The sequence below is a fragment of the Mesorhizobium sp. B2-3-10 genome (genome assembly GCF_006442275.1).
GTDB lineage: Bacteria > Pseudomonadota > Alphaproteobacteria > Rhizobiales > Rhizobiaceae > Mesorhizobium > Mesorhizobium australicum.
This window is the reverse complement of sequence record NZ_VFVT01000001.1, coordinates 668,849-685,164: the sequence shown is the minus strand read 5'-3', so window position 1 is coordinate 685,164 and position 16,316 is coordinate 668,849. Positions and strand designations below refer to the sequence as shown.

At 64.4% G+C, this 16,316-nt stretch carries 15 protein-coding genes and 1 pseudogene; 1 reads left to right on the top strand and 15 read right to left on the bottom strand.

Translation table 11 applies throughout. From position 1 onward, the window contains the following. Position 1 precedes the first annotated feature (1 nt). From FJ943_RS03515 to FJ943_RS03480, 8 genes are all read right to left on the bottom strand, one after another. A complete protein-coding gene (locus FJ943_RS03515; RefSeq protein WP_015315103.1) occupies positions 2-157 on the bottom strand; it encodes a hypothetical protein in 156 nt (51 codons plus the stop codon). A gap of 262 nt (positions 158-419) precedes the next feature. After that, positions 420-1,364, bottom strand: coding sequence for an ABC transporter permease (locus FJ943_RS03510; protein WP_140719818.1), 945 nt, complete (start codon positions 1,362-1,364; stop codon positions 420-422). Beyond that, on the bottom strand, positions 1,361-2,416 hold the full coding sequence (locus FJ943_RS03505; protein ID WP_140719816.1) for an ABC transporter permease: 1,056 nt from the start codon (positions 2,414-2,416) through the stop codon (positions 1,361-1,363). Before FJ943_RS03505 ends, FJ943_RS03510 begins: the two co-directional genes overlap by 4 nt. After that, positions 2,416-3,924, bottom strand: a complete 1,509-nt coding sequence (locus FJ943_RS03500; protein ID WP_140719814.1) for an ABC transporter ATP-binding protein — start codon at positions 3,922-3,924, stop codon at positions 2,416-2,418. Before FJ943_RS03500 ends, FJ943_RS03505 begins: the two co-directional genes overlap by 1 nt. 236 nt (positions 3,925-4,160) lie before the next feature. Continuing rightward, positions 4,161-5,192 carry a BMP family protein gene (locus FJ943_RS03495; protein WP_140616526.1) on the bottom strand — a complete coding sequence of 344 codons (1,032 nt, stop codon included), beginning with the start codon at positions 5,190-5,192 and terminating at the stop codon, positions 4,161-4,163. Between the two features lie 152 nt (positions 5,193-5,344). Then, positions 5,345-6,550, bottom strand: coding sequence for a 3-oxoadipyl-CoA thiolase (gene pcaF, locus FJ943_RS03490; protein ID WP_140719812.1), 1,206 nt, complete (start codon positions 6,548-6,550; stop codon positions 5,345-5,347). Position 6,551: 1 nt separating this feature from the next. Further along, on the bottom strand, positions 6,552-7,352 hold the full coding sequence (locus tag FJ943_RS03485) for a CoA-transferase subunit beta (RefSeq protein WP_140719810.1): 801 nt from the start codon (positions 7,350-7,352) through the stop codon (positions 6,552-6,554). Further along, positions 7,349-8,206 (bottom strand): CoA transferase subunit A, encoded by an 858-nt coding sequence (locus FJ943_RS03480; RefSeq protein WP_140719808.1) that lies wholly within the window; start codon positions 8,204-8,206, stop codon positions 7,349-7,351. Before FJ943_RS03480 ends, FJ943_RS03485 begins: the two co-directional genes overlap by 4 nt. 121 nt (positions 8,207-8,327) lie before the next feature. Here FJ943_RS03480 and FJ943_RS03475 point away from each other — a divergent pair, with 121 nt between their 5' ends. Continuing rightward, entirely contained in the window at positions 8,328-9,098 is a 771-nt protein-coding gene (locus FJ943_RS03475) for an IclR family transcriptional regulator C-terminal domain-containing protein (RefSeq protein WP_140719806.1), read from the top strand. Between the two features lie 54 nt (positions 9,099-9,152). Here FJ943_RS03475 and FJ943_RS03470 read toward each other — a convergent pair whose 3' ends face one another. The 7 genes and pseudogenes from FJ943_RS03470 to FJ943_RS03430 form a co-directional block, all read right to left on the bottom strand. After that, positions 9,153-10,451 (bottom strand): FAD-binding oxidoreductase, encoded by a 1,299-nt coding sequence (locus FJ943_RS03470; RefSeq protein ID WP_181174480.1) that lies wholly within the window; start codon positions 10,449-10,451, stop codon positions 9,153-9,155. 2 nt (positions 10,452-10,453) lie between these two features. Next, complete coding sequence (locus FJ943_RS03465; protein WP_140616880.1) at positions 10,454-11,824, bottom strand: glutamine synthetase family protein; 1,371 nt, start codon at positions 11,822-11,824, stop codon at positions 10,454-10,456. Between the two features lie 5 nt (positions 11,825-11,829). Further along, positions 11,830-12,117, bottom strand: a pseudogene (locus FJ943_RS30220) (glycosyl transferase family 1); the annotation flags it as partial. 591 nt (positions 12,118-12,708) lie between these two features. Next, positions 12,709-13,530, bottom strand: a complete 822-nt coding sequence (locus tag FJ943_RS03445) for a hypothetical protein (RefSeq protein ID WP_140719804.1) — start codon at positions 13,528-13,530, stop codon at positions 12,709-12,711. A 285-nt stretch (positions 13,531-13,815) separates the two neighbouring features. Further along, complete coding sequence (locus tag FJ943_RS03440; RefSeq protein WP_015315091.1) at positions 13,816-14,577, bottom strand: glucose 1-dehydrogenase; 762 nt, start codon at positions 14,575-14,577, stop codon at positions 13,816-13,818. A 10-nt stretch (positions 14,578-14,587) separates the two neighbouring features. Further along, complete coding sequence (locus tag FJ943_RS03435; RefSeq protein ID WP_015315090.1) at positions 14,588-15,400, bottom strand: ABC transporter permease; 813 nt, start codon at positions 15,398-15,400, stop codon at positions 14,588-14,590. Then, entirely contained in the window at positions 15,400-16,290 is an 891-nt protein-coding gene (locus FJ943_RS03430; RefSeq protein WP_181174478.1) for an ABC transporter permease, read from the bottom strand. The genes FJ943_RS03435 and FJ943_RS03430 overlap by 1 nt, the downstream gene beginning before the upstream one ends. Positions 16,291-16,316 lie beyond the last annotated feature (26 nt).

The window sequence follows — 16,316 nt, the reverse complement described above, 5'->3', positions numbered from 1 at the left end:
CTTAGGGAATAAGGCCCAGCACGACTGCCCCGGTGAACACGAACGCAAGGGCAAAGACGAGGTAGGCGAAAGCGCCGGCATAGGCCGGGCGAAAGCCCTGGGCATTGGCCACTCGCTGGCCGTTGCTGTCGGTCTGGGCGTTCTGGAAATAGGACATGTCGACCTCCGTCTCGCCGCTTAATCTATAAAACTTGTAGACTTTGTCGATTGCTATTTTTGGGCAACTGGCAGAATTATTTTCTCGTCGACCGCCAAAAATTGGTGTGAAGTTGCTGGGAGCATGGGGTTCCAGGCAATCGATCGGAAGAGCGCGGCGGTATGATGTGAGCGTCCCAAGGTCCAGGTTCTTTATTCCGGGACAGCTTGACGCCCTTCCTCTCCCCCTCCGGAGGATAGGAAGGACACCAAATCCTACTCGCCTAACGCTCTTCCCTTCGAAACGGCTTGAGCAGCGCCGATGGCGCCACCGCGTTGCGCGACATGACGGCCATGGCGACGATGGTGAAGATGAACGGCAGCATCAGGAACGCCTCATAGGGGATGTGTCCGAGCCCACTCGCCTGCATGCGCAATTGCAAGGCATCGACGAAGGCGAACAGCAGCGCGGCCCCTGCCGAGCGCCAGGGATCCCAACGGCCGAAGACGACCAGCGCGATCGCCACCCAGCCGCGCCCGGAAACGACGCCGAAGGTGAAGGCGTTGAACTGCGCCATCGACAGGAAAGCACCAGCGAGCCCCATCAGGGCGCCGCCGAGAATGACGGCCTGGAAGCGCGTGGCAATCACGCCGACGCCGGCGGAGTCGGCGGCGCGCGGGTTCTCGCCGACCATGCGCACCGACAGCCCCCACGGGGTGCGATAAAGGATGAAGGCCGCCAGAGGAATGGCCAGGATGGCCATGTAGACCAGCGCGAACTGGTTGAACACCGCAGGTCCCAGCACGGGAATGTCCGAGAGCACCGGGATCGGCAGCGTCTGAAAACCCTTGATGCTCGGCGGCACCGATTGCTGGCCGAAGATCAGCCGGTAGAGGAAATAGGCCAGCCCCGACGAGAACAGGGTGACGCCGATACCGCAGACATGCTGGCTGAGGCCGAGCACTACCGTGAACAGCGCATGCAGCGCGCCCATCAGCATGCCGGTCAGCACCGCCACCAGGACACCCAGCCACAGGCTTCCACTGAGGCTGGTGGCGGTGAAGCCGGTCATGGCGCAAAGCAGCATGATGCCTTCGATGCCGAGATTGAGCACGCCGGCCCGTTCGGAGAACATCTCGCCGAGCGTGGCGAAGGCCAGCGGCGTGGCGATGCGGATGATGGCGGCGAGAAAGCCGACCTGAAAAATCTGCTCGAACACCGCGCTCATCCGGCGGCTCCGACGCGGCGGATGCGATAGGCCGTGAACAGCAGCGCCACCAGCATGGCGAGCAGCGCCGTGCCCTGGATGACGTCGCTGAGGAAGGCCGGCACGCCGGTCGCGCGCGACATCGCCTCGGCGCCGGTCATCACGGCTGCAAGGAAGATCGCCGCCGGCACGACGCCGAGCGGGTTGAGCCGCGCCAGCATGGCGGCGACTATGCCGGAATAGCCGTAGCCCGGCGAAATATCGCTCATCACCTGGAAATGCACGCCGCCGACCTCACCGACGCCGGCCAGCCCCGCCAACGCGCCCGACAGCAGCGCCGTCGACAGCAGCACGCGCTCGACATGGATGCCGCCATAGCGTGCCGCTTCCGGGTTTTCGCCGGTGACCCTGATCCGGAAGCCCAGCGTCGTGCGCACGATCAGGAACCAGATAACCGGGGCCGCGATCAGCGCCGCGACGACACCGAGATGCAGCCGTGTGCCTTCGATCAGCACCGGAAAGTTCGCCGAATCCTCGATCGGCGGCGAGATCGGATAGCCGCTGAAGCTGTCCTTCCACGGTCCCTCGATCAGTGCCATCAGGGCATAATAGATGACCGAGTTGAGCAGCAAGGAGCTCACGACATCGTCGACCTTGAACTTTACCCGCAGCGTCGCAGGCACCAGCGCGACCGCCGCGCCCGCGGCCGCCCCCGCCAGCGCCATGAAAAGCATGGCAAGCGATCCTGGCATCGGGATCGCACCAACGAAACAGCTCGCCACCGCGCCGGCCAGCAATTGCCCTTCCGCGCCGATGTTCCAGAACTTTGCGCGGAAGGCGACCGCTACCGCAAGTCCGGTAAAGATCATCGGGGCGGCGCGGACCAGCGTTTCGGTGACGGCGTAGCTGTCGCCAAGCGAGGCCGTGAACATCACGCCGTAGGATTCGAACACCCCGGCCCCGGCCAGCGCGATCAGGCCGCTGCACAGGATGAGCGTGGCGACGATCGCCAGCAGCGGCAGCGCGAGGTTGAACCAGGCGGGCGTGGACGTGCGGACTTCGAGGCGGAACATCAGTGGCCCTCCGCGCCGGTCATCAGCAGGCCGAGCCGGGCGACGGTCGCATCGGCACTGTCCAGCGTGCCGACGATGCGGCCCTCATACATCACCGCGATGCGGTCGCAGAGCACCAGCAGTTCCTCCAGATCCTCGCCGATGACGATGATGCCGCAGCCCTTGGCGCGCATGTCGAGGAATTTTTCATGGATGAAGCGCGCCGCACCGATGTCGAGGCCACGTGTCGGCTGTGAAACGATCAGCACCTTCGGATCGAAAGCAAGCTCGCGCGCCAGAAGCGCTTTCTGCAGATTGCCACCGGACAGCGCGCCGGCGCGCGTCATCGGCCCGGGACATCTGATGTCATAGGCCTTGATCTGTTCCTCGGCGAAAGCGCGGATCGCATCCGGCTTGAGCAGGCCCTTGGCGGAGAAGGCTGAAGTGCCGATGCGCGGCAGCACCATTGAATCGGCGAGCGGCAAATTGGTGACCAGCCCCGTCGTCATGCGATCTTCCGGGATGCGGCCAAGGCCGAGCGCCTGCACCTCGCGCGGCGAGAATTTTGCCACCTGTTTGCCGGCTATCGTCATTCGGCCCGTCTCGGGCGCCAGCACGCCGGAGATCACCTCCGCCAGCGCCCGCTGGCCATTGCCGGAGACGCCGGCGATGCCGAAGATTTCGCCGGCACGAACCGCAAGCGACACATCGCACAACGCCGTGCCGGAATGCTTCGAGGTAGAAATGCCGTCGAGCGTCAGCACATCGGCGCCGGGCGTCGACGATCCCCTTGCCGGCGGCACGATCTCATGGCCGCACATCAGTTCAGCCATTGCAGCCGACGTCGTGTTGGCCGGATCGTCGACACGGCCGGCGACGCGGCCATGCCGCAGCACGGTGCAGCGATGCGTCAGCGCCCGCACCTCGTTGAGCTTGTGCGAGATGAAGATGATGCCCAGGCCTTGCGCCGCCATCGAGCGCAGGGCCGAAAACAGTCCGTCTACCTCGCTCGGTGCCAGCACCGCCGTCGGCTCGTCAAGGATCAAGAGCTTGGCACCGCGAAACAGCGCCTTGACGATCTCCAGCCGCTGCTGCTCGCCGACCGACAGCGCCGAGACCGGCAGATTGGGATCGAGCGTCAGCCCGTGCCGGCTGCTGATTTCGGCAAGCCGCGCCAGCCCGCCGCCGCGGTCGATCCGTCCCGATTTGCCCGGAATACCAATGAGCAGATTTTCCAGCACGGTGAGCCGTGGTGCCAGATGAAAATGCTGATGCACCATGCCGATGCCCGCGGCCAGCGCATCGGCCGAGCTGGTGATCCTGACTGGCTGGCCCTGGATCAGGATCTCACCGGCATCCGGCGCGTAGGCACCGAACAGCACGTTCATCAATGTCGTCTTGCCGGCGCCGTTCTCGCCGAGCAGCCCGAGGATTTCGCCCGGCGCCACGCTGAGATCCACAGCCTCGTTCGCCTTGACGGCGCCGAAGGTCTTGGTGATGCCGCGCATTTCAATGAGAGGGGCGGACAAGAATGCTCCTGATTTTTCCGATCCGGCCTTAGCTGCGGAGGGCGGCGCTGCACCCCCCTCTGTCCTGCCGGACATCTCCCCCTCAAGTGGGGAGATTGGCAGCTTCGCCGACTTCGCTTATGTTTCAAGGTCGGCGATTGGCGAAAGCCGAAGTGACATCTGATCTCCCCCCTTGAGGGGGGAGACGGCCGGCAGGCCAGAGGGGGGCGCCACGCGCCAGCCCCTCAATCATGGCGTCAATCCGAGACCGGCGTATTCTCGTCCACATCCACCCGGAAATTGCCTTCCAGGATCTCGGCCTTCTTCTTCTCGACCAGATCCTTGACCTCGGCGGGCAAAGTCTTGTCGAACTTGTGGAAGGGCGCCAGATACGAACCGCCCTTGGCCATGCGCGAGAAATCGCCATAGTCTTGCGCGGTGTAGACCCCGGCCTTGACCAGCTTGATCGCCTGCTCGACCGTCGGGTACATGTCCCAGACCGGACCGGTGATGACGGTGTCGGGGCCGAGGCTCGACTGGTCGGACATGTTGGAGATGGCGAAGATCTTCTTTTCCACCGCCGCCTCGATGACGCCGAAGCGTTCGGCATAGATGACATCGACGCCGGCATCGATCTGCGCCACCGCGGCTTCCTTGGCCTTGGGCGGATCGAAGAAGGAGCCGATGAAGGCGACCTTCCTCTTGACGTTCGGGTTGACCTCCTTGGCGCCGGCGAAGAAGGCGTTGACCAGCCGGTTCACTTCCGGAATGCCCATCGCCGCCACCGCGCCGACCGTACCCGACTTCGACATCTTGCCTGCGATCATGCCGGAGAGATAGGCGGGCTCGTGGATCCAGTTGTCGAACACGCCGAAATTCGGCTCGGCCGGCCCGGCGCCGGAGCCGAACAGCCAGGCTGTCTTGGGGAACTGCTTGGCCGTGCGGCGCGATTCACGCTCGGCGGCGAAGGCATCGCCCAGCACCAGCTGGTAGCCGCCCTGCGCATATTCGCGCATGACGCGGCTGAAGTCGGCGGTCTGGACCTTCTCCGACCATTTATATTCTATGCCCAGTTCCTTCTCGGCCTTCTGCAGGGCGACGTGGATCTGGTTGTCCCAGGGTTCCTCGATCGGCGTGGCGAAGATCGCCGCCACCTTCAGTTTTTTGCCCGCCGCGAAGGCCGCACCCGGCAGCATCGTCGCGGCCAGGCCAAGCGCGCCCAGCTCCAGCACGTTGCGTCGCGACAGCCCTTCGCGCATCGAATGAGATCTGTTCTTCCGGTCTTCCATTGAAGTGCCCCTCTGTTTGACAGCCGTGTCGAGCCGGCCGTTCCTGAAATCAGACGGGGAACTATGGAACGGGTCCGGACTTTTGTCCACATGGTCAAATTTGGCAGGATCGAGCATATCCACTCTCCTGGCCTGCCAGGAAGAGCGATTGCTCAGGCCCGTTCGAGCGCGATGGCAATGCCCTGGCCGACGCCGATGCACATGGTGGCCAGCGCATAGCGGCCGCCGCGCTCGCGCAGCTCCAGCGCCGCCGTGCCGGAGATGCGCGCGCCCGACATGCCCAGGGGATGGCCAAGTGCGATGGCGCCGCCATTCGGGTTCACGTGCGGCGCATCCTCGGCGATGCCGAGTTGGCGCAGCACGGCGATGCCTTGCGAGGCAAAGGCTTCGTTGAGTTCGATGACATCGAATTGTTCCGGCGTCAGGCCAAGCCGCGCACAAAGTTTCTGCGTCGCCGGCGCCGGACCGATGCCCATGATGCGCGGCGCGACCCCGGCGGCGGCCCCGCCAAGAATACGGGCGATCGGCGTCAGCCCGCATGTCTTCACCGCCGCTTCCGAGGCAACAATGAGCGCCGCAGCGCCGTCATTGACACCAGACGCATTGCCGGCCGTCACCGTGCCACCTTGCCGGAACGGCGTCGGCAATTTGGCCAGCGCCTCGACGGTTGTGCCGGCGCGAGGATGTTCATCCTTGCTGATAGTGACCGCATCTCCCTTGCGCTGTGGGATGGTCACCGGGGTGATCTCCTTCGCCAGCCGGCCATTGGCTTGGGCCGCGACCGCCTTGTCCTGGCTGCGCACGGCAAAGGCATCTTGGTCCGAGCGGGAAACAGCGAAGTCTTCCGCCACATTCTCGCCGGTTTCCGGCATGGAATCGACGCCGTATTGCTTCTTCATCAGCGGGTTGACGAAGCGCCAGCCGATGGTGGTGTCATAGATCTCGGCATTGCGCGAGAACGCCGTGTCAGCCTTGGGCATGACGAAAGGCGCGCGGCTCATCGATTCGACACCACCCGCGATCATCAGTTCCGCCTCGCCGGCCTTGATGGCACGCGCCGCGATGGTCAGCGCGTCCATGCCCGAGCCGCACAGACGATTGACCGTCGAGCCTGGTATCTCCTTCGGCAGCCCAGCTAGCAGCAAGGCCATGCGCGCCACGTTGCGGTTGTCCTCGCCGGCCTGGTTGGCGCAGCCATAGACGACGTCGTCGATCCGCTGCCAATCGATCCCGGGATTCCGCTCGAGCAAAGCCTTCAGCGGGATGGCGGCAAGATCGTCGGCACGAACCGAAGACAGCGAACCGCCGAAGCGGCCGATCGGCGTGCGGATGTAGTCGCAGATGTAGGCCTCGGCCATTTTATGCAGCCTTTGTTTTTCCGGTTCCCTCATGCGCCGCCTTGGTGCGGGCCTGCAGGTCGCGCAATGTCTTCAGTTCGAGTTCGCTTGGCGCGGGTGTTTCGTCAAGCGCCTCGGCGAACTTAACAACCCAGCCACAGCTCTCCTGCACCTGCTGACGGGTTACCTTGGGGTGCAGCGACACGACCGTGAATTCCTTGGTCACCGGATCGGGCTTCCAGATGGCAAGATCGGTGATCAGCAGCGTGGGGCCCGCGGTCTCGATGCCCAACCGCTGTCGATGATCGCCGCCCTCGCCATGGCCGAAGGAGGTGACAAAGTCGATCTTCTCGACCATGCCGCGCTTGGTCTGCGCCATAGTGATGTAGATCTCCTTCGACGATGTCGCGATCTCCGGCGCGCCGCCGCCGCCGGGCAGTCGGGTCTTGGGATGGAAATAGTCGCCTATCACAGTGGTGTTGATGTTGCCGAACTTGTCGAGCTGCGCCGCACCGAGGAACCCGATGGAAATGCGGCCGCCCTGCAGCCAGTAGCGGAACATCTCCGGCACCGCGACGGTGGTGACGGCGGTTTCGCACAATTCGCCATCGCCGATCGACAGCGGCAGCACGTCGGGCGCCGTACCGATCGTGCCGCTCTCATAGATCAAGGTGATGTCGGGCGCATGCGTCAGCCGCGAGACGTTGCATGCCGCGGACGGCGCGCCGATGCCGACGAAGCAGACATCGTCATTCCTCAGCGCCCGGCTCGCGGCGATCGTCATCATCTCGTTGGGGGTGAAGCCCAGCTGATTGTCGCTCATGCCGCGTTCCGCAGATGCGAGACCCGGGCCGCGAAATCGTCGGGACTTTTCTCGATCACGTTTGCCTGCATCCAGGCCCGGAATTTCTCGCGGTCGGCCGCGACCTCGTCCCATTCGATATAGGCGGCATTGTCGCGCGCATAATAGCCATGGGCATAGGAGGGGTGCGAGCCGCCGGGCACGACCGAGATCGCCGCGATCGTCCAGCGGGGCAGCACAGTCAGATTGGGGTGAAGATCGTCAAAATTGTCGACCACCTCCTCCACCGTCACCACCGCGCGCCTCGCCGCCAATACCGCCTCCTTCTGGACGCCGATGATGCCTTCGACCAGCACATTGCCTTTTCGGTCGGCTTTCTGCGCATGGATGAAAGTGACATCGGGCCGGATGGAAGGCACGGCCGCCAGCATCTCGCCGGTGAACGGACAGGTCACCGCTTTGATGTTCGGATTGACATCAGCCAGCCCCGTGCCGCGATAGCCGCGGAACACCGCGCAGGGCAGGCCGGCCGCACCCGCCTCGTAGCCATTGGCCATGCCGGCATGGCTGTGTTCCTCGACCGCGATCGAGCGGGGAAAACCGTTCTCGATCGCATCGCGGGCGCGCCGCAGCAGGCCGACACCGGGATTGCCGACATAGGAGAAGACGATTTTCTGGGCCATGCCCATGCCGATCATCTGGTCGTAGATCAGGTCCGGCGTCATGCGGATCAGGGTCAGGTCGCGATATCCCTGGCGGATCGCCTCATGCGCCGCAGCCGTCGGGATCAGGTGGGTGAAACCTTCGAAGGCAGCGGTGTCGCCATCGTTCAGGTTCTCGGCCACGGCCTGTTTGAGCGGCAGGAACTTGACCATCGCGGCGACTCCCAGAGTCCAAGAGTTCGTATTGCGAACACATGTATTGAATGCGATACTTTCTAAACTCCGTTGAGCCGGGGTGTCAATCGTGGCGAGATCGCCCGGACCGAGAGATGAGATGGACAACGAGACCGTTTCCCGTGATCACGTCGGCTCGCTCGAGCGCGGACTCGGCGTGATGGAGATATTGGCCCGCCATCCCTCCGGCATGACCCTGACCGAAATGGCCGAACAAGCCGGCCTGACCCGTGCCGGCGCCCGGCGATTCCTGCTGACGCTCACCGCTACCGGCTATGCGACGCAATCGGGGCGTGTGTTCTCCCTGTCCCCGCGCTTGCTGACCGTTGCCCGCACCTGGCTCGGCGGCGCCTCGCTGTGGAGCTTCGCCGCGCCGATCATGCGCGCGGTCGCCGCGCAGCTGAACGAGGCCTGCTCTGCAGCGATCCTGTCGGGCCAAGATGTCGTCTATGTCGCCCGCATTCCCGGCCGGCGGATCCTGAGCGTATCGCTCGATGTCGGCACCAGGCTACCCGCTTATTGCACCTCGATGGGGCGGATGCTGCTGGCGGGGCTGACACCGGCGGAATTGGACGCGTTCTTCCGTAAGGCAACGGTCGAGCGGCGGACGCCGAAGACAATTGTTGAAAGACCGTTGCTGGCAAAGGCCATTGCCAAAGCCAGAATGGATGGCTTCGCCATCGTCGACGAAGAGCTGGAACTCGGCCTGCGCTCCATCGCCGTGCCGATCCGCGACCGCGCTGGGCGCACGGTCGCGGCGATCAATGTCTCGACCCAGTCGGCACGGTTTTCCGTCGCGGATATGGAGCGGGAGATCTTGCCTGCGCTGCTTGAGGCCAGACAGCGTGTCGAGGATTTCTTTGTCGTCTGAAAGAGGGCTGTTAGGCTTCCCTGGCGTTGGCCCGCCAGCGTCTAAATAGCGCCCTCAATGCTTGATCCGGTCGCGCATCGCGTACCACAGCATGCCCAGCACATAGAGCGGCCCGCGCAGCGCCGTGCCGCCCGGGAACGGCATTGGTGTCAGCGTCGAGAACAGGTCGAGCCGTGAGGCATCGCCGGTGATCGCCTCGGCCAAAAGCTTGCCCGAGAGCGTCGACAGGATGACGCCCTTGCCTGAATAGCCGTGCGCGAAATAGACCTCGCCATAGTGCCCGACATGCGGCAGCCGCGACGTCGTTACCGACACCAGCCCGCCCCAGGCATGGTCGATGCGGCAGCCCTTGAGTTGCGGAAAGGTGCTCTCCATGTGCGGCCGCACGAAGCCGGCAATGTCGGCCGGCGGTGACGGCGTGTAGCGCTCGCCGCCGCCGAACAGCAGGCGTCCATCGGCGGACATCCGGTAATAGTTGACGACGAAGCGTGTGTCGGACACCGCGACATTGGCCGGGATGACGTTGCGCGCGCCCTCCAGCGGCTCGGTGGCGACAATGTAGTTGCCGACCGGCATGATGCGACTGTTGACGCGCGGCTCCAGCCCGTTGAGCAGCGCGTCGCCCGCCAGCACGACATGTCTGGCCCGCACCGATCCCTTTGCCGTCGAGACCCGGATCGAGGGCTCGCGCTCCAGCTTCACGGCCACCGAGTTTTCGTGGATGACCACCCCGGCCGCGACAGCCGCGCGGGCAAGCCCAAGCGTGTAGTTGAGCGGATGCATGTGGCCGCCGAGCGGCTCATACATGGCGCCATGATAAGGCGCGTCGGCCTTGGCCCGAGCCGCCGCCGCCGAGAGTATCTCGACATCGCGGAATTTCATCACGCTCTCGAGGCACTTGGCCTCTTCTTCCAGATCCCTGAGGTCGGATCCGTTGACCGCGCCGACCAGATGGCCGGTCAGCCTGAGATCGCACTCGATGGCATTGCGTTCGATGATGTCGAGCACCAGGCCGCGCGCCTCGAAAGCGAGGTCGAACAGCACCTTGGCCCGCTCGGCTCCGTAGAGCTTGACCAGACCCTTGGCGCCCTTGCGCAGGCCGGGGATCATCTGGCCGCCATTTCGGCCCGATGCGCCCCAGCCGATCTTGCCGCCTTCGAGCAGCACCACCTTCAGCCCGCGTTCGGCGGCGTGAAGGGCGGCCGACAGCCCGGTGCAGCCGCCGCCGACGACGACCAGGTCGGTTTCGGCATCGCCGACGAGCGCTGGATGGTCCGGCGCCGGATTGGCGGTGGCGACGTAGTAGGATTTGCCGATGTCGAGACCGGAATTGAAACCCGTTGAAGATGCCATGATCACACCTTCAGCAAGAGATGGTCGCGTTCCCAGCTCGTCACCACGCTTTGGAATAGGTCGAGTTCGACGCTCTTGACGCGCAGATAGGTCTGGAAGAAGTCCTCGCCGAGCAGCTCTCGCACCGGGGCACAAGCCTCGAAACGATCCAGCGCCTCCTCCATGGTCTTAGGCAGCGTGCTCCTGATCTTGTAGGCATTGCCCGACGCCTCGGCCGAGCGCGCCAATTTCTGCTCGACGCCCAGATAGCCGGCAAGCAGCGACCCGGCGATCGCCAGATAGGGATTGCAATCCGCCCCAGGCAGCCGGTTCTCCACCCGCCGCGCTGCGCGTCCCCCCGCCGGCACGCGGAGGCCGCAGGAGCGGTTGTCATGCGACCACTCGATATTGGCGGGTGCGCTGTGGTTGGGCCTTATGCGGCGGAAAGAGTTCACGTTTGGCGCGAACAGCGGCATGATTTCCGGAACGTATTTCTGCAAGCCGCCGATGAAGTGGCCGAACATCCCGGTGTCGGCATCGTCGCGGCTGGCGAAAAGCGCATTGCCGGCCTCGTCGACGACCGACATGTGCAGATGCATCGAGTTGCCGGCCTGGGCCGCGATCGGCTTGGCCATGAAGGTCGCATGCATGCCGCATTGCTGCGCGGCCTGGCGCGTAAACCGCTTGAATAAAAGCACCTGGTCGGCAAGCGGCAGGGCGTCGCCATGCAGCAGGTTGATTTCCAGCTGCGCCGTACCCGATTCATGGATCAGCGTGTCGAGCGGCAGACCGGCCGCCGCTGAATAGTCGTAGATGCGCCGGATCACCGGCTCGAATTCTTCCAGCGCGGCCATGTCATAGGGATGCTGCACACCCTCGGCGCGGCCATTGGCGCCGACCGGGGCGGTGAGGGGCTTGTCCGGATCGGGATTCGGTGCGGTCAGATAGAATTCAAGTTCCGGCGCCACCACCGCGCCCCAGCCGCGCTGGCGATAGAGATCGAGCACGGCGCGCAGCACATGGCGTGGCGAGGCCATCCATGGCCTGCCGTCCATGTGGAAGGCGTCGGCGAAGACATAGGCCTTGCCCGCCCCCGCACCCGGCGCCAGGCATAGCGTCGAGAGATCGGGCACCATGCGCATGTCGGGGTCCGAATAAGCAAAACCCTCGTCGATAGAGCCGGAATAGCGACCGTCGATGCTGACCAGGAAGGCGCTGCTCGGCAGGTAGAGCGCGCGGTCTTCCAGCGCCTTGAGGAGTTTGGCGGTCGGCAGCGCCTTGCCGCGCAACACGCCGTTCATGTCGGGCACCAGGCACTCGACCTCGGTGATGCCGTGCTGCGTGAGCCAGGCCTTGGGGTCGTTGATTGCGGTATTCGTGTTCTTATCAAGCATTTCGTTCATGTCCGTATCGGGGAGAGAATGGCTTGCGCGGCCACGTCCGTTCCGGATTTCAGCGCCATCTCGGCTGCTGCATTGTCCCTGAGGCGGGCGGGCGTGGCGTCATCGGCCAGCAGGCCGAGAATGGCTCTCTTCAATCCCCCTTCGGTCCAGCCGTCGCGGCCGATATGATCGCCGGTCTCTCCGGCGCGTTGCGCATTGTCGCCCCAGCAATAGAGCATGATCAGCGACGGCACGCCGAAGCGCAGCGCCTCGCAAAAGCTTTTATTGCCGCCGTGGTGGATGAAGGCTGGGCGCCCCGGGCGCGCAAGGCCTGTGCGATGCCAATGCAGTTCAGCGCGGCGCCAGAGCCCGCCTTGGAAAACAGCGCGATGGTCGGGCTGGCTTTACGCGTCAATTCATCCTCTTCAATCCGGCCGGCTGATCACGCCGAACAGTGCGGCCCCGTGCCTGGCCGCCTGCGGCCGCCGGCTGCGGGAGAGGCGCAGGTGGATGCGAAACAGATCGGCACCCATTTCATATCGCCGGTTGTCGAGATGGTCGAGTGTATTGAGGTGCTCGCGCAACGATTGCTTCGGCCGGAAGACGTTGATGCATGACCCGGAACGGCTCATTGGTACTGCCGCGCTCGCCGGTCCGGTCTTGTCGCCGCATTTCCAGCCTCTCGGCAGGCCCGCCCTGATGCGCTCACCACCGGTCTTGTGGGCCACCAGCCAGTCGACAAGCCGCGCTCGGCTTTTTTCGCCGACAATCAGGTCGAAGCGAGGAGCGGTTCTGCGTTGTGGTTGAACGGAAGGGCTCCAGGAGGAAAACAATGCCGCCGGGCCAAGCCCAGCGGCATCTCCTTTGGTGACTACTGCCTTTTCAGCGACGAACCGCTACGGCGTCGTTCCCGCCTGAAGCTTGGCCGCCGTCTGGTCGATCTTGCCGGCAAGAACACCTTGGGCCCAGGCCGTGACCTCGGCGTCGACCGGCTTGTTGGCCATGTCGGTCAGCGCCGCATCGAGCGATGCATCATCGGTGCCGACCGCTGCCGCCGCAGCCGCGGCCGCAGCCTCATCGGCCGCAGTATTGTCGGCGTCGACCACCGCCTGCTGGGCAGTGATGTCAGCCTGCAGAGCCGATATCTGGCCGGGCAGGGCCGCCTGCTGTTCGGCTGTCATGGCGTCGATTTCGGCCTGAGACAGCGACGTCAGTGCGCTCAACTGCGAATTCAGCGTATCCAGTTGAGCCTGGGCCGCGGCAGCTGTGGCAGCGGCCGCCGCAGCCGCGGTCTGCGCGTTCTTGGCTTTCGCGGACTGCGTCACGAATGCCTGAACGGCGGCGAACTTCTTGCTCTTGGAGTTCATATAGGCGTTGACGTTGCGCTGCAGCGAATTCAGCCGGCCAAGCTTGGCGTGGATATTCTTCTCCTTGGGCACGGACGAGACCTTTGTGTTCGTATCGACCGTGGCGTCGGCCGTTGTGTCCGTGTCCGTCTTGGCTGCCCGTCCCGGTGCCGACGATGACTTGCCGTGCGAAGCACCGCTGTTGCCGTTGCCATTCCCATGGGTGCCGCCATTGCCGCCGCCATTGCCGTTGCCGCCGCCATTGCCTCCAGCATTGCCGCCGCCATTGCCATGCCCATTGCCGGCGAGCGCCGGAGACGCCAGAAGCGCCAATGCGGCCACGGCCGCGAACAGTGTTTTCCGGTTTGTCATGCTAATCTCCTCGGGAATCGCCGCACTCGCCCACCGCTGAACCACCTGCGTATGAGAAATCACTAATCATACCCGGTAAACTTTAGACAAATGCGGTCTCAATCCGAGAGCGCGCGCTGCATCGGATCAATAACCAATTGAAAAGACAAGGAAATATACCGCTTTGACCTGGCTTGGCACTGAAGTCCCATGCCCGCCAGACCATGGTCTTGTGCCGTCCGGCATCCCGCGAAACGACAGAAAAAGCGGGGCTGAACTGGGAAAGGTCGATCGATCAAAGCAGCGTCAGCCGATGCTCTCGCCGCCGTCGATCACCAGCGCTTGCCCGGTCATGAAGGATGAACGGTCCGAGACCAGGAACAGGATCGCCTCGGCGATCTCTTCGGCCACCGCCCAGCGCCCCATCGGGATCTTGGTGCGGACATAGGTTTCGATCGCCTCGCGTCCGCCCATCTGGGCGATGAACGGCTCGTTGAATGGGGTGTCGACCCAGCCCGGGCAAAGCGCGTTGACGCGCACATTGTGCCGGGCATAGTCGAGCGACATCTGCCTGGTCATCGCCACCACGGCATGTTTCGACGTCGCATAGGCGATCATCTCGCGGTCGTAGAACACACCCGAATTCGAAGCCGTGTTGAGGATGACGCCACCGCCTTGCGCGATCATCGACGGCATCACGATCCTCGCCGCGAGGAATTGCGCCCGCACATTGACCCGCCAGGATGCGTCCATGCCGGCGGTCTCGACCTCGGTCAGCGTGCCGCCGACCTGGATGCCGGCATGATTATGCAGGATGTCGATGCGCTGATGTCTGTCGAGCGTGCCGACGATGAGTTGGTCGATCGCATTGTCGTTCGAGACGTCGGTCGCGATCGCCTCGGCCCGGCCGCCCGCCGCCCGGATATCCGCGGCCGTTGCCTCGCCGGCGGTCCCGTCCCTGTCGGCGATGACGACCACCGCGCCTTCCCTGGCCATGATCATGGCGCCGGCACGTCCGATGCCGGAGCCGGCGCCTGTCACCACGGCGATGCGGTCTTTGAGGATCATGGAGCGGCTTTCAGTTTGACGGCTTGCGCTGGCGCAGTTGCCATTGGGCAAGCACCACGAGCAGGACGGAGGCGACGAGCACGATCGTCGCGATGGCGTTGATCTCCGGCGTTACGCCGCGCCGGATAGAGGCAAAGACATAGATCGGCAGCGTCGTCTGCGCGCCGGCGACGAAGAAGGCGACGATGAAGTCGTCGAAGGAGAAGGTGAAAGCGAGCAGGAAACCGGCGACCACCGCCGGCATGATCTGCGGCAGGACGATCGAGCGGAAGGTCGTCAACGGCGTGGCGTATAGATCGCTGGAGGCCTCGACCAGATTGCGATCGAGGCTGCCGAGCCGCGTGCCGACGATCATCGTTACCAGCGCCATCGAGAACAGGCCATGCGCGGCGATGATCGAGCCGTAGCCAAGCGACAGGCGCGGCGGCTGGTCGCCCGGCCAGACCGAGGCGAGGAACGGATTGACGACCGCGAACAGCTGAACGAGCGCGACCAGCGTCGAGATGCCGATGACGACGCCCGGAACGACGATCGCCGCGCCAAGCAGGCCGTCAAAGACGGCGCGGGTTCTGGCGCCGACACGCGCCAGGCCAAGCGCCGCCGCGGTGCCGAACACCGCCGCCAGCAGGGCGCTGGTGCTGGCGATGAACAGGCTGTTCTTCAGCGCCTCGACCAGGAACGGGTTGGACAGGGCCTTGCCATACCACTGCACCGAGAAACCGGTGAACTCGCTGGCATGGTGGCCGGCGTTGAAGGAAAACAGCACGACCAGCACGATCGGCAGATAGAGGAACGCAAAGACGGCAATGACGAAGGCGCGCATCAGATGAGGTCCACCCGGCGAGCGCCAGCAACGCGGTTCGAAATGCGGTTGGCGACAATCAGCACCACCACCGAGACCAGCACCAGCGTGATCGCGATGGCCGACCCGAACGGCCAGTTGCGCGACTGCAGGAAGAGGTCGACCAGCGCGTTGCCGATGAAGAACACCTTTCCGCCGCCAAGCAGCGTCGGGATCAGGTATTCGCCGAGCAGCAGGATCATGACCAGCGAGAAGCCGGTCATCACGCCCGGCAGCGACAGCTTCAGGGTCACGCCGAGAAAGGTCGACAACGGCCTCGCGCCGAGATCGGCGGAGGCCTCCAGCAGCCTTCGGTCGAGCCGTTCGAGGCTGACATAGATCGGCAGGATCATCAGCGGCAGATAGCCGTAGACGATGCCGAGCAGGACCGCGCCCGGCGTGTTGATCAACCTGACATCCTCGATGCCGGCAAAGGCGAGCAGCGCCGGGATGCCGCGTCCACCTAGAATGTACATCCAGGCATAGGTCCGCATCAAAAGGCTGGTCCAGAACGGAATGACGACCAGCGCGAGCAGGATCAGCCGCCAGCGCTGCGGCGCCTGCAAGGCGAGGTAATAGGCGACGGGATAGGCGACGAGCAGGCAGGCGAGCGCGCCCACTGGCGCCAGCACCATCGTGTTCCAGAACGCGGTCGCCCGTGCCGGGAGATTGGCATACTGCGCCAGCGTGAAGGCTGCCTGGTAGCCGCCCTCGGGCGCCCGCTCGCCGACGCTGAACACGGCGATGGCGATGAATGGCAGCACCAGGAAGACCACCAGCCATGCCGTCGCCGGCGCGAGCAGCAAGGCGGTCAGGAAATTACGCCGAAATCTGTTGCCGTGCATCGAAACCGCCCCGGTGCCGGCGAGCATGGGCCCGCCGGTCGATTGTCTTTATC

What these genes read in the sequence shown, in the direction of transcription:
- FJ943_RS03465 (WP_140616880.1), bottom strand. Translation starts at nt 11,824, where the DNA reads ATGCTTGATAAGAACACGAATACCGCAATCAACGACCCCAAGGCCTGG.
- FJ943_RS03445 (WP_140719804.1), bottom strand. Translation starts at nt 13,530, where the DNA reads ATGACAAACCGGAAAACACTGTTCGCGGCCGTGGCCGCATTGGCGCTT.
- pcaF (WP_140719812.1), bottom strand. Translation starts at nt 6,550, where the DNA reads ATGGCCGAGGCCTACATCTGCGACTACATCCGCACGCCGATCGGCCGC.
- FJ943_RS03475 (WP_140719806.1), top strand. Translation starts at nt 8,328, where the DNA reads ATGGACAACGAGACCGTTTCCCGTGATCACGTCGGCTCGCTCGAGCGC.
- FJ943_RS03440 (WP_015315091.1), bottom strand. Translation starts at nt 14,577, where the DNA reads ATGATCCTCAAAGACCGCATCGCCGTGGTGACAGGCGCCGGCTCCGGC.
- FJ943_RS03470 (WP_181174480.1), bottom strand. Translation starts at nt 10,451, where the DNA reads ATGGCATCTTCAACGGGTTTCAATTCCGGTCTCGACATCGGCAAATCC.
- FJ943_RS03495 (WP_140616526.1), bottom strand. Translation starts at nt 5,192, where the DNA reads ATGGAAGACCGGAAGAACAGATCTCATTCGATGCGCGAAGGGCTGTCG.
- FJ943_RS03510 (WP_140719818.1), bottom strand. Translation starts at nt 1,364, where the DNA reads ATGAGCGCGGTGTTCGAGCAGATTTTTCAGGTCGGCTTTCTCGCCGCC.
- FJ943_RS03515 (WP_015315103.1), bottom strand. Translation starts at nt 157, where the DNA reads ATGTCCTATTTCCAGAACGCCCAGACCGACAGCAACGGCCAGCGAGTG.
- FJ943_RS03485 (WP_140719810.1), bottom strand. Translation starts at nt 7,352, where the DNA reads ATGAGCGACAATCAGCTGGGCTTCACCCCCAACGAGATGATGACGATC.
- FJ943_RS03435 (WP_015315090.1), bottom strand. Translation starts at nt 15,400, where the DNA reads ATGCGCGCCTTCGTCATTGCCGTCTTTGCGTTCCTCTATCTGCCGATC.
- FJ943_RS03430 (WP_181174478.1), bottom strand. Translation starts at nt 16,290, where the DNA reads ATGCTCGCCGGCACCGGGGCGGTTTCGATGCACGGCAACAGATTTCGG.
- FJ943_RS03505 (WP_140719816.1), bottom strand. Translation starts at nt 2,416, where the DNA reads ATGTTCCGCCTCGAAGTCCGCACGTCCACGCCCGCCTGGTTCAACCTC.
- FJ943_RS03480 (WP_140719808.1), bottom strand. Translation starts at nt 8,206, where the DNA reads ATGGTCAAGTTCCTGCCGCTCAAACAGGCCGTGGCCGAGAACCTGAAC.